Here is an 11695-nt window from a genome sequence, read left to right as displayed (position 1 = left end):
AGATGTATATAAGAGACAGGCTCATTGCCGCGTCGCGCCACCGGGCCTGGAACAGAGGGCGGAGAACACCGCCCCTCTCAGGGTCCTTGAGTCGGGAGCCCACGTTCGGAGTATAGGGGCGTCCCCTTTCCCTTTTTCGAGGTCCTCCGCGCGTGTCACGGCCCCGGCTGATCAAAGAAAACTCCGCGCCGCTTTCGCTCGCCCGAGAGCAGCTCATCCGCATCCACGACCTGATGGTGAAGGCGCGCGTCCTCGAGGAGCGCCTCATCCAGATGTACAAGCAGGGCCACGGCTACTTCTGGATTGGAGGCCCCGGTGAGGAGGCCTTCAACGTGCCCCTGGGCCTGCTCATGAAGGTGGGCGAGGGCCTGGACTACGACTACCTGCACGCGCACTACCGCCAGTCCGCGACGCTGCTGGCCATGGGCGAGGAGCCCATCGGGGCGCTGCGGCAGATGAAGAACACGGCCACGGACCCCTACTCCGGCGGCCGCAACTTCGCGGGTCACTTCACCCGGCGCTCGAAGAACATCGCGCCCATCACCTCTCCCATCGAGGTGCAGTACTCCATCGCGCCGGGCACGGCGATGGCCCAGAAGCGCCACGGCGGCGACGCCATCACCATCGTCACCGGCGGCGACGCGGGCACGGCCGAGGGGGACTTCCCCACCTGCCTCGTGTGGAGCAGCCGCCCCGCCAACCCCCTGCCCATCCTGATCATCGTCACCAACAACAAGTGGGGCATCTCCACCACCGCCGATGGCCAGCACGGCGAGACGAACATCAGCGACCGCGCGCGCGCCTTCAACATCCCGGCGAAGACCATCAACGGAAATGATCCGGTGGAGTCCTACCAGGAGCTCCAGGCGGCGATGGAGTACGTGCGCAAGGAGCGCAAGCCGTACTTCATCGAAGCGCGGGTGTCGCGCCTGTACGGACATTCGTCCGCGTCCGGCGCGAACTTCGTGAACGAGGAGCAGGACTGTCTGCGCCTGTTCGAGGCGCGCCTGGAGCAGGAAGGCGTGCTCAGCCGGGAGCAGATGGAAGAGGTGCGCAACCGCTACAGCGAGGAGCTGGCCGCGGCGGCGCGCACCGTGCGGGACGAGCCGCAACCTTCCGGCGACACCATCTGGGACCACATCTACGCGGAGAAGAAATAACCATGGCGAACATGGCACAGGCCATCCGCATGGCCCTTCACTACGCCGAGGAGAACCTGGGCGTCACCGACATCTTCGGCGAGGACGTGGGCGCCCCGCTGGGCGGCGTCTTCACCTGCACGCAGGGCCTGAAGACGGCGTGGAACAGCCCCCTGGACGAGCGCGGCATCATCGGCGCGGCCATGGGGCTCGCGATGGCGGGCAACCGCCCGGTCGCGGAGATCCAGTTCTGCGACTACATCTACAACACCATCGACCTGCTGAAGATCGCGGGCAACACGCACTGGGCGACGAACGGTGACTGGAACCTGCCCATGGTGGTGCGCACGCCGGTGGGCAGCGGCATCCGCGGGTCGATGTACCACTCGCATTCCTTCGACGCGACGATGACCCACATCCCCGGTTGGAAGGTGGTGATGCCCTCCACCCCGCTGGACGCGTACGGCCTGCTCATCTCCGCGTGCCAGGACCCGAACCCCGTCATGTTCCTGGAGCCCAAGGCGCTGTTGCGCGTGAAGGGCGACGAGCGCATCCCGGGCGAGCCCGAGGACGACCGCGCGCTGTCGAAGCTCATCGACGCGCCGCTGGGGGACCGCTCGCAGTGGAAGCCCCAGTGGCCGACGCTGGAGGCGTTCGCGGTGCCCATTGGCAAGGGCAAGGTGGTCCGCGAGGGCACCCAGGCCACCGTGGTCAGCTATGGCCGCACCCTGCCCCTGTGCGCGAAGGCCGCGGACCAGCTCAAGGAGGAGGGTCTCAGCGTGGAGGTCATCGACCTGCGCTCGCTGTGGCCCTACGACTGGGAGCTCATCAAGGCCTCCATCCAGAAGACGGGCCGCGTCCTGTACGTGAACGAGGACACCGAGGTGACGAACTTCGGCGAGCACCTGGTCCGGCGCACGGTGGAGGAGCTGTTCTACTCGCTGCTCGCGCCGCCCCGGCTGGTGGCCGGCAAGTTCATCCCGGGCATCGGCCTGGCGGACGCGCTGGAGATGGCGTCGGTGCCGCAGCAGGCGGACATCACCTCCGCCATCCGCTCACTGGCCGGCGAGCAGCCCTGACGACGCCTGCCCACACCGGGCGGCCGCGCATTCGTACGTGAAGTCTTCCTGGGCCGTCGTTCCTCTTTGGAGGTCCGACGGCCCTGTCGTTAGTATCGAGAATGCCTTGTCCCAGCCCATCGTCCGCACCATGACCCCTGCTCCCGACGCCAACGCTTTCCGCATCCGCCGCGCGCGTCGAGGTGATGCCGAGGTCATGGCACTGCTCCTTCGCGAGCTGGGCTACCCCCAGGGCACCGACCAGCAGACCGTGCACTGGGTCATCAGCCATCCGGAGATTGAGATCTTCGTGGCCGGCGACCCGCAGGACCGCGCGGTGGGCATGGTGTCCTTCTCCCACCGTCCGCAGTTGCGGCTGCGCGGTCGCGTGGCCACCGTGGACGAGCTCGTCGTGTCCGAGGGCTGGCGGCGCCGGGGCGTGGGCCGCGCGCTGCTCGCGCAGGTGGCGCAGCGGGGCAAGGTGCTGAGCGTCAAGCAGCTCCAGCTCATCGCCCCGCTCAACGTCACCGACGAGACGCGCGCGTTCTACAAGGCGTGCGGCTACGTGGAGGGGGACTCCGGCGTGTTCCGTCACGCCGAGAGCGAGACGCAGCGGTAGCACTGCTTGTGCCGTCCCCCGCTCGCGGGTGGGCGCCCGATTCGCGGGCGCCCTTCCCTGCTGGAGCGGACCTGGGAACGGCCAGGCCCCGACTAGCGCTTGAAGCTCGCGATGACGCGGCGCAGGCGCTCGTGGTCCTCTTCGCTCACGTCGATGAAGCGCACGCCGATGGCCTCCGCCTCGTCGCGCACCCAGGCGATGACGCCGGTGAGGTGGAACTCCTCGCCGTCCACCACCATGGCCAGCCGCACCTGAGAGCCGACGTCGTAGGACTTGCGCGTGCGCAGGCACAGTCCGCCCGCGGACAGGTTGAGCGAGTACGCCCGCAGTGCGCGCGCCGCGTCTTCCGCCTGCTCGAAGCGCACCTCGAACCGCGCCGTCACACGCTCGTCGCTGCGACGGTTCAAATACGGGTCTGGCTCCACCGGCCCATCCAACTTCGTGTTCATGCGCACCTTGACCCCCCTCGGTTCTGAATCTGGAAGTGTCGGCTGGTTTCCAGGCCCGGTTCAAGGGGGCCCGTGAGGTGGAACGGCTCGTGTAAGTCCCAGACTACTTCCACGCCAGGAGTTTCCGGATGGCTTCACGTCTCGTGTTGTTGGGTGGTGCCCTGTTGATGGGGCTGTGGGCGGCGGGCTGCGACGACGGAGAGACGATCCGTCCGCCTGATGCGGGGACTACCGTGGATTCCGGGACCGGCGCCAGCGATTCCGGGACTGTCGACGCCGGTGACGGTGGCGGCGGTGGTGGGCGTTCGGACTTCACCTGCAACGTGGTGAAGCAGGACGGCTGTGCGGCGGGACAGAACTGTCTCTACACGGACCTGACGGATGGGGGCACGGGCAGCCGGTGCTTCCCCGGCGCGTGTGATCCGGTGCGCCAGCAGGACTGCCCGGCCGGACAGCGGTGCACCTACGTGGCGCGGGACGGTGGGGACACGCAGCGCCAGTGCGTGGCCGCGGGCACCGGCACCGAGGGCGCGCCGTGCACCCTGGCGTCCGACGCCCCCGCGGGACAGCGCTACGACACGTGCGGCGCGGGCCTGTACTGCAAGGACGACGCGCTGAATGACGGCGGCACCGGCTTCTTCTGCCGCGAGCTGTGCCACGCGACGTCCGACTGCGCCTCCGGGGACTGCAACACCGTGCTGCGCCTGGCCGGCACGGACGAGCTGCCGCTGGTGTGCGGCCCGCCGTCCGCGCGGTGTGATGCGTTCGCGCAGGACTGCGAGGGGCCCCTGGGTTGCTACCCGGCCACCAACGGTCCGGTGTGCGCGGGCCGCGGCACGCTGGCTCCGGGCGCCGCGTGCGAGTTCAGCAACCAGTGTTCACCGGGAAGCACTTGCGCGGTGTCCGACGGCGTCGGCACGTGTCGGACGCTGTGCCGCGTTCCGTCAGGCTCGCCCGCCTGCTCCAGCGGCACCTGCCGGGCCCTCACCAACAACGGCGACGTCGGGGCCTGCGTCCCCTGAGGACGGTTTTTCCCAGGGGGGGCAGGTTCGCCACCCTCCTGAGGAGGGCTTCGGACCGGGTGCCCCGGCCACCCACCCTTGCGGCGGAAGTCGTCCGGCTCCGTTTCCCAGCGCTCGGCACGCATGACTCCCGGGTGATTGGCGCGCCCCTTGAAACATGAGGTCGCCAGGAACGTGGGTCGTGCACATTGTCTTGCGCCGGGAGGCTGATGGCATGGGTTCAAGGATGGCGCTGCGCTGGAGCTGGGTGGGTGCCCTGGGCCTGCTGATGGGCTGTGGCGGCGTGGAGGAACGCGGTGCGGATCCGACCTTCGGTGCCGGCAGCACGGACGCGGAGGTCACCGCGCCCGCGTCCTCCGTGGAGGCGGCGCCCACGCTGACGCTGCACGATGACCGCAAGGTGCAGGGAACTCCGCCCGTGGCGCCCCCACCCATCGCGTTCCAGCCGGGCTTCCACCAGGCGCTGCGCGAGCCCGCGTTCGCGGGAAGCCTCACCACGTACCGCATGCGCGTTCCCGTGGGACGCGCGGGCAGTCGCGTGCGCATCACCTTCCGTTCGGGTGACGGAACGTTCACGTTGAAGCGGGCCACGGTGGCGCAGGCGGGCGCCAACGGCGCGCTGGCCTCCACGCCGGTGTCCCTGACCTTCAACGGTCAGCCGGGCTTCACCGCCAACGCCCGCACCCTGGTGACGTCGGATCCCGTGGCGTTCCCGGTGGGATTCCGGGACGAGGTGGCGATCTCCTTCGAAGCCACGGGCGCCCTGGCGGTCAGCCTCATCGAGTCGTTCCCGGGCAGCTTCATGCGCGCCGGTTCCTACGCGACGACGCAGGCCGCGCTGGGCGGACAGGCGTGGGAGTTCGCGACGGCCGTGGCGACGGTGGACGTGGAGGGCCCGCCGGGCCGGGCCTTCGTGGCCATCGGCGACAGCATCACCGAGGGCTACTACGACACGAAGAACGACACGCGCAACGCGTGGCCGGCCCTGGTGGAGAAGGAGCTCGGGGTGCCGGTGGTGAACTCGGGCGCGTCCGGCCAGGGCTTCTGGGACGCGAACCTCCAGCTGCCGCAAGAGGTGCTCGCGATGCAGGGCTTCACCGACTGCATCGTGCTGCTGGGCACCAACGACCTGGCCTCCGAAGGCATCACGGTGGCGAAGCTGGAGCAGCGGATGAACCAGCTGTTTGATCAGCTCCAACCCCGGTGCCGGCTGTGGGTGAGCACGCTCCTGCCCAAGGAGAAGACGAACTACGGCAGCTACGAAGTGGTGAAGGCGCAGCGCAAGGAATTCAACGCGTGGATCCGCACCCAGACGCGCGCGGAGGTCATCGACCTGGAGGCCGTGACGCGGCAGCCGGGCAACGTGGACCTGTTCCTGGACGGCCTGGAGGTGGACCAGATCCATCCGTCCAAGGAAGGCCACCGGGTGATGGCCGCCGAGGTGGTGCGCGTGCTCAAGGAGAAGGGCGGCCTGTAGGCCAGGGGCGACGGGCTCCGCCTGGAATCGACCGGGCGGATTTGAATAGGTTCGGGCGCCAGGCGTCCGAGCGTCACCGCCGTCTCGCGTCCCTCCCGGAGCCCTCCCCATGCGCGCCCTGTCCGCCAGCCTCGTCGTCGCCTGCCTCGCCCTGCCCTCGCTCGTCCACGCGTCCTCGCTGCGCTGCGACAACAAGCTCGTGTCCGAGGGCGCGTCCACGGACGACGCGCTGATCAAGTGCGGCGAGCCCATGTCCCGGCGGACGCGCACCGAGTACGCCAGCACCCGCTACAAGCAGAAGACGCCCCACGAAGAGGTCTCCACGGAGGTGGGCTCGTCGTCCACCATCGAGGAGTGGACCTACAACTTCGGCCCCCACCGGCTCATGCAGGTCGCCATCTTCCGCGACGGCCGGCTGGTGGACGTGCGCAGCGGCAACTACGGCAGCGAACTCCCCGAGAAGAAGACCCCCTAGAGCGAGCCCAGGTGCTGCTCCAGGGACTGGCGCATGAACGCCGGCCGCTGCCGCGCCGTTTCGCGGATCTCCTCCACGTTCACGCGCCACGCCTCCACGGAGGCCGGCTGGAGCCAGCGGCCCACGTGCGCGGGCAGCTCCGGCGCCAGCTGCTCCGCCACCGCGTCCACGTACGCCGCCACCCGCTCCGGGGCGAAGGTGTGCTCCAGGTGCCAGAGGAAGCGCTCGACGAACCGGGCCTTGAACTGCGGGGCCTGGAGCAGGCTTCGCAGGAGGAGCGTCGAAGCCTCCAGTGAAGGGTCCTCCAGCACGCGCCCCAGGCTGTCGAAGGCGGGCTCCGGCCGGAGGGCGAAATCCAGGTCGTACACGAGCCAGCGCCAGCGACCGTCCTGCCCGTGGGGCGCGTCCGGCACGACCGTCTTCGTGCGCAGCCGCCAGAACTTCACGTTGTTCTGCGGCCAGTCCTGGTTGCCCAGGTAGAGCTGCGCCACCTGGTAGTCGATGAAGTCCTCCACGTCGATCCGCGCTTCCACGTGGGCGTAGTGCTCCGGCACCGCCAGGTCGTGCGTTCGCACGTAGTCGATGAGCTCCTGGTAGGGCGCGGCGTCCCCCTCCTCCCCCACGTCCAGTTCACCCTCGCGCTCCAGGATGACGACCTTCTTGCGGTCCACGCCGTAGTGGGACGCGAGGTAGTACTCGTCGTAGCGCTCACGCAGTTCGTGCAGGCCCCAGTACTCACCGTCGAGGAACACGAGCGTGGGACGGCAGGCCTGGAGCGCCAGCCGCGTCTGGGCGAGCAGGTTCTGCAGCGCGCAGTCGCGCAGCCGCGACTGTCCTTGATCCTGCCCGGACGCGCGCACCAGCAGCCGCGTGAAGTCCGTCACCGGCGAGCCGGGAAACACCGGGCCCGAGAACGTCTTCGGGCCGTAGTCCTCCTTGGCATACAGCCGCAGGCTCTTCTGCGGCAGCACGGCGCTGCCGGAGCCATGGATGCGCACGCCCGCATCCTGCGCGAGCACGCGCGCGCCCGAGGTCTCGAACCACTCCACGTGGACGGGACGCTCCCATTCCTTGCCGTCCTGCGCGTAGTTGCCCGCGCCCGGGTCGTCGGGGCTCGCCTCGGACAGGCGCCCGGGGACGTAGATGCCCCGGTCCCTGTCGAAGAAGTTCGCCGCGTCGGTGACGAGCGACAGCACCGGCAGCGTGTACGGCGCCCGGCCAATGAGGAACGTGCGCGTGCGCACCGGGCCCACCGGCTCCGCGCCCCGGTACTGCTGGAAGCGCACCACGGAGGCCTGGGGCACCTCTTCCGCGGGCGCGACCCACCGCAGGCCCTCGGGCACGGCGGTGGAGCTCGTGGGGATGAAGGCCCACTTCACGGGCGGAGCGGAGCGGGCCAGCAACGCGATGGGCCCGGTGTAGAGCGGGGACGCGGGCGTGGGCGTGGAGCCGTCCCGCGTGAAGTACGTCCGCAGGCCGCGCGCCGTGGGCAGCGACAGCAGCGTCTCCGGTTGGTACAGCCCCGGCCGCGCGTCGAACGCGAGGTGCTGGAAGTCGATGCGGGCACTCGCCGTGCCGCCCAGCGGATCTCTTGCCACGACCTCCAACGCCAACGCGCGCCGGCCCGGCCACCAGGGCAGGCTCCAGCGGCCGGCCTCCACATCCGCGAAGCCCAGGAAGCGCCCGTCCTCGTAGACCTCCACCCGGGGCACGCCCGCGTCGCTCCACACCGTGCCGAACAGGCGCTGCGCGTCCGGCTCCTGCCCGTCCAGCGTGACGAACGGCCGCGCGGGCGCGGGCAGCTCCGCCTCCTCCAGCCGGCGCTCCGGCGGGGGCTCACAGGCGGACCCGGAGAGGACGAGGAAACCAACGAGGACGGAGGCGAGCTGACGAAGACCCATGGAGTCCCCGTCCTCTATCAGATAATCGTTTGACCTCACACCGACCTATGACACAGCGCGGTGGAGGCTGCCCACTAGGCGGGGATGGCGGTGCCTTCGAGCAGGCCGTGTTTCTGGAGGAGCGCGGCCAGCGCCGGGGGGGCGAGCATCCAGTCCTCGCGGGTGGGCACCCAGCGCACCGGGGCCTGGGCGGCGGCGAGCCGGGCGTTCACCTCCGCGATCATCGGGGCGAAGGTGGGCTGGGGGATGTCCCAGCTTCCCACCCCGGCGATGATTTCCACGGCGCCGGGCTCCACGCGCACCGCGGGCTGTCCCTGCACCGGCTGCACGGAGAAGCCCGGCAGGTACGGCTGCATGGCGGCGGACAGCCGCTCCAGCAGGGACGGGTCCTCGAAGGGGTGGGCACCGTCGAGGTCGAAGAACGTGGGCAGCTGCGCCTGGAGTTCGTCGCGCAGCGGGTCCTCCCGGCTCTCGCGCCACGCGTGCTCGGCCAGGACGCGGGCCTCGAAGGGGACGCGGATCTCCCAGCGCTCCAGCAGCGCGAGCAGCTCCGCCACGCGCTCCACCTCCTCCCAGGGCGGCTCCACGCGCGTCACCCAGGCCACCTCCGACACCGTCTGCCCCCGGCGGATGCCCGACACCCGGTCGCCCTGGCGCAACTGGAAGGGCGGCGCGTGGGTGAACTCCGGATCCGGATAGAGGGCGGTGTGGAGCATCCCCGGCCCCGCGTCCGGACGCAGGCGTGCGAAGCCGTGCTTCGGGTTGATCTCCTCCACGGTGAACGTCTCCTGGGCCATCCCGCGCGCTCCTGACTGACTTGGGTGAGGCACTTCTCTAACCGGTGTTCCGCATCCCCGCCGCGATGCCGTTGAGGGCCAGGAGCAGCGGCCGGTCGCAGGCCGTGTCCCCGTCGCGCTTGCGCTTGAGCAGCTCCACCTGGAGGAAGGACATGGGGTCCACGTAGGGGTTTCTCAGCGCGATGCTGCGCTGAAGCTGTGGATTGTTGTCCAACAGCTTCCCCTCCCCCGTCAGCGTCTTCACCGCGCGGCGCGTGCGCGTGTGCTCCTGCTGGATGCGCAGCCACAGGGGCCGCGTGGAGGCGGGGGCCAGCTTCGCGTACCGCGCCGCGATGGCCATGTCCGTCTTCGCCAGCACCATGGTCACGTTGTCGATGACCGCGTGGAAGAAGGGCCACTCCTTGTACATGCGCTGGAGCAGCCCAGCGCCCTCGGGCGTGGCCGCGTAGGCCTCCAGCGCCGTGCCCACGCCGTACCAGGCCGGGAGGATGGCGCGCGTCTGCGTCCAGGCGAAGCTCCACGGAATCGCGCGCAGCGTTTCCAGACCGCCCGCCTTGCGCTTGCTGGGGCGCGAGCCGATGGGCAGCGCGGAGATCTCCTCCACGGGCGTGCCCGTCATGAAGAACTCCACGAAGCGCGGGTCGTCCCACACGAGCGCCCGGTACGCCTTGCGGCCCTCTTCCGCCAGGAGGTCGAACGCGGCGCGGAAGGCCGTCTCATCCTCGGGGGACGGGCGCGGCTGCGCGTCCAGCGTGTGCAGCAGCACCCCGCCCACCACCAGCTCCAGCGTGCGCTGCGCCAGCTCCGGACGGGCGTACTTGTGGTCCATCGCCTCGCCCTGTTCGGTGGCCTTGTAGGCCCCGGCCACCGTGCCCGGCGGCAGCGCGAGGATGGCCGTCTGGGCGGGGCCGCCGCCGCGCGCCACCGTCTCCCCGCGTCCGTGGAACAGGCGCAGGGGCACGTCGTGCTCGTCCGCCACGTGGGTGAGCGCCACCTGCGCGCGGTACAGCGCGGCGCTCGCGGCCAAGAGGCCCACCTCCTTGCCGGAGTCGCTGTAGCCCACCATCACCTCCTGCACGCCCCGGCCCTTCAGGTGCTGGCGGTACTCCGCGTCCGCGAACAGCGTGCGCAGCACCTGGGGCCCTGCGTCCAGCGCGCCCAACTGCTCGAACAGCGGCGCCACGTCCACGGTGGCGCACTGGCGCTCCTTGTCCCAGAGGCCCGCGTGCTTCAGGCACTTGAACGCCGCCAGCACGTCCTCCGCGGTGGACGCCATGGAGAGGATGAGCGTGCGACAGACGGACTCGCCGCCCTCGTCCTGGGCCTCGCGCAGCTTCGCCAGCACCGCCAGCAGCCGCGTGCCCCCTTCGGTGGGAGCAGGCCCGCCGCTGAACGAGGCCGCCGCGCTCACCGCGTCCTCCGCGGGCGCGCGCACTTCCAATTCGCCCAGGCCCAGGCCCAGCGCGCGCACGCGCTCGGACATGCGGCGCACCTCGCGCAGGCCCGCGTATTCGGCGCGCGCCGCGAAGAGCGAACGCTCCAGCACCGCCAGGTCGTCCCCCAGCGCCTCCGGAGAGCGATACGCCTCCGGCGGCAGCTTCGAGGGCCGGCCCTCGCGCCGGGCCAGCACGTGCTCGAGCGCCAGCGACAGGCGCTCCTCCATGAAGCGCAGCTTGCGGCGCCACGGCTCACCCGACGTGCGCGGGCCCTGCGACTTCGCCACGTCCGGCAGCGCCTCCGCGTCCTCCTCCAGCGACCGCTCCAGCTCCTGCGTGGGCCGCGCGTGCCGCTCCGACTGCGACAGCATGCCGCCCAGCAACTCCACGTCGCGCAGGAACAGCCGCAGGCCCCGGGCGCGGTGCGCGCGCAGCGTGTCCTCGAACACCTCCGGCGTCACCAGCGGGTTGCCGTCCATGTCGCCGCCCACCCACGAATGGATGCGCACGGGCGTGTCCAACACGCCCAGCGGTTCGCCGTAGGCGCGCTCGAAGGCCCAGTCCAGCGCCTCCGGCAGCCGGGCCACCGGCTCCGACAGCATCTCCTCCACGTACCAGTGGACGTTCTTCACCTCGTCACCCACCGTGGGGCGCTCGCGGCGCAGCTCGTCCGTCTGCCAGAGCGCGGTGATCTCCTCGCGCATGGACGCCAGGTTGGCGGCGGACTCGCGCGGGGTGAGCGCCACGCGGTCGCGCTCCTCCAACAGCTGCGCCAGCCGGTAGAGCTTCTCCAGCAGCGTCCTGCGCACCGCCTGCGTCGGGTGCGCGGTGAACGTCAGCGTCACCTTCAGCGTGCCCAGCGTCTCACGCACCTTCTCCGCGCTCACGCCCGCGGCCTTCAGCGTGAGCAGCGATGCCTCCAGCGACCCCTTCTGCGGCCGCGTGGACGTGGGGCTCGCGTGGGCACGCGCGCGGCGCAGGCGGTGGTGCTGCTCCGCCAGATTCACCAGCTGGAAGTACATGGAGAAGGCGCGCAGCACAGGCTCCACCTGCTCCGACGGCAGCCGCCGCAGGACGGCCGCCAGCTCCGCCGCCGCCGCCCGCCGCCCCGCCACCGGTCCACGCCGACGCTGGATGGCCAGATGGCGCACCTCTTCTTCCTTCTCGAAGAGCGCCTGCCCCTCCTGTTCAACGAGGACTTCTCCCAACAGCCGGCCCAAGAGCCGGACATCCCGCCGGAGCGGGGGATCCACGGGACGAGTACGCGCCATAGCGACCGGCAACGTAGTCCCCCGACGCAGGGCGCCAACTACCCAATCTTC

10 protein-coding genes are annotated in these 11695 nt (G+C 70.5%); 6 read left to right on the top strand and 4 right to left on the bottom strand.

Annotated features, from left to right (window positions below):
- Window positions 1–152: 152 nt before the first annotated feature.
- From D7Y13_RS09185 to D7Y13_RS09175, 3 genes are all read left to right on the top strand, one after another.
- Window positions 153–1160 (top strand): thiamine pyrophosphate-dependent dehydrogenase E1 component subunit alpha, encoded by a 1008-nt coding sequence (locus tag D7Y13_RS09185; RefSeq protein ID WP_120532909.1) that lies wholly within the window; start codon window positions 153–155, stop codon window positions 1158–1160.
- Window positions 1161–1162: 2 nt separating this feature from the next.
- The gene (locus tag D7Y13_RS09180) at window positions 1163–2218 is read left to right on the top strand and encodes an alpha-ketoacid dehydrogenase subunit beta (protein ID WP_120581951.1); all 1056 of its coding nucleotides are present in this window, start codon (window positions 1163–1165) and stop codon (window positions 2216–2218) included.
- 196 nt (window positions 2219–2414) lie between these two features.
- The gene (locus D7Y13_RS09175) at window positions 2415–2816 is read left to right on the top strand and encodes a GNAT family N-acetyltransferase (protein WP_233595233.1); all 402 of its coding nucleotides are present in this window, start codon (window positions 2415–2417) and stop codon (window positions 2814–2816) included.
- 92 nt (window positions 2817–2908) lie between these two features.
- Here the strand turns inward: D7Y13_RS09175 and D7Y13_RS09170 are convergent, their stop codons facing one another.
- The gene (locus D7Y13_RS09170; RefSeq protein ID WP_120532906.1) at window positions 2909–3265 is read right to left on the bottom strand and encodes a TIGR02266 family protein; all 357 of its coding nucleotides are present in this window, start codon (window positions 3263–3265) and stop codon (window positions 2909–2911) included.
- Window positions 3266–3393: 128 nt separating this feature from the next.
- Here D7Y13_RS09170 and D7Y13_RS09165 point away from each other — a divergent pair, with 128 nt between their 5' ends.
- From D7Y13_RS09165 to D7Y13_RS09155, 3 genes are all read left to right on the top strand, one after another.
- Window positions 3394–4287, top strand: a complete 894-nt coding sequence (locus tag D7Y13_RS09165) for a hypothetical protein (RefSeq protein ID WP_120532905.1) — start codon at window positions 3394–3396, stop codon at window positions 4285–4287.
- 214 nt (window positions 4288–4501) lie between these two features.
- Window positions 4502–5764 carry an SGNH/GDSL hydrolase family protein gene (locus tag D7Y13_RS09160; protein WP_120581950.1) on the top strand — a complete coding sequence of 421 codons (1263 nt, stop codon included), beginning with the start codon at window positions 4502–4504 and terminating at the stop codon, window positions 5762–5764.
- 109 nt (window positions 5765–5873) lie between these two features.
- Window positions 5874–6239, top strand: a complete 366-nt coding sequence (locus tag D7Y13_RS09155) for a DUF2845 domain-containing protein (RefSeq protein ID WP_120581949.1) — start codon at window positions 5874–5876, stop codon at window positions 6237–6239.
- On the opposite strand, the gene D7Y13_RS09150 is transcribed toward D7Y13_RS09155, so the two are convergent.
- The 3 genes from D7Y13_RS09150 to D7Y13_RS09140 form a co-directional block, all read right to left on the bottom strand.
- Window positions 6236–8140 (bottom strand): CotH kinase family protein, encoded by a 1905-nt coding sequence (locus tag D7Y13_RS09150; protein ID WP_120581948.1) that lies wholly within the window; start codon window positions 8138–8140, stop codon window positions 6236–6238. The two genes, D7Y13_RS09155 and D7Y13_RS09150, sit on opposite strands and share 4 nt — an antisense overlap.
- Before the next feature lie 74 nt (window positions 8141–8214).
- Entirely contained in the window at window positions 8215–8937 is a 723-nt protein-coding gene (locus D7Y13_RS09145) for a hypothetical protein (RefSeq protein WP_120532901.1), read from the bottom strand.
- A gap of 37 nt (window positions 8938–8974) precedes the next feature.
- Window positions 8975–11644, bottom strand: a complete 2670-nt coding sequence (locus tag D7Y13_RS09140) for a phosphoenolpyruvate carboxylase (protein ID WP_120581947.1) — start codon at window positions 11642–11644, stop codon at window positions 8975–8977.
- Between the last annotated feature and the right edge of the window lie 51 nt (window positions 11645–11695).

The organism is Corallococcus praedator, assembly GCF_003612125.1.
Lineage (GTDB): Bacteria > Myxococcota > Myxococcia > Myxococcales > Myxococcaceae > Corallococcus > Corallococcus praedator.
This window is presented reverse-complemented; position numbering and strand designations above follow the sequence as displayed.

Coding starts and splice junctions, on each gene's coding strand:
- D7Y13_RS09160 (WP_120581950.1), top strand. CDS start 4,502: ATGGGTTCAAGGATGGCGCTGCGCTGGAGCTGGGTGGGTGCCCTGGGC.
- D7Y13_RS09155 (WP_120581949.1), top strand. CDS start 5,874: ATGCGCGCCCTGTCCGCCAGCCTCGTCGTCGCCTGCCTCGCCCTGCCC.
- D7Y13_RS09140 (WP_120581947.1), bottom strand. CDS start 11,644: ATGGCGCGTACTCGTCCCGTGGATCCCCCGCTCCGGCGGGATGTCCGG.
- D7Y13_RS09170 (WP_120532906.1), bottom strand. CDS start 3,265: ATGAACACGAAGTTGGATGGGCCGGTGGAGCCAGACCCGTATTTGAAC.
- D7Y13_RS09165 (WP_120532905.1), top strand. CDS start 3,394: ATGGCTTCACGTCTCGTGTTGTTGGGTGGTGCCCTGTTGATGGGGCTG.
- D7Y13_RS09180 (WP_120581951.1), top strand. CDS start 1,163: ATGGCGAACATGGCACAGGCCATCCGCATGGCCCTTCACTACGCCGAG.
- D7Y13_RS09150 (WP_120581948.1), bottom strand. CDS start 8,140: ATGGGTCTTCGTCAGCTCGCCTCCGTCCTCGTTGGTTTCCTCGTCCTC.
- D7Y13_RS09175 (WP_233595233.1), top strand. CDS start 2,415: ATGGCACTGCTCCTTCGCGAGCTGGGCTACCCCCAGGGCACCGACCAG.
- D7Y13_RS09145 (WP_120532901.1), bottom strand. CDS start 8,937: ATGGCCCAGGAGACGTTCACCGTGGAGGAGATCAACCCGAAGCACGGC.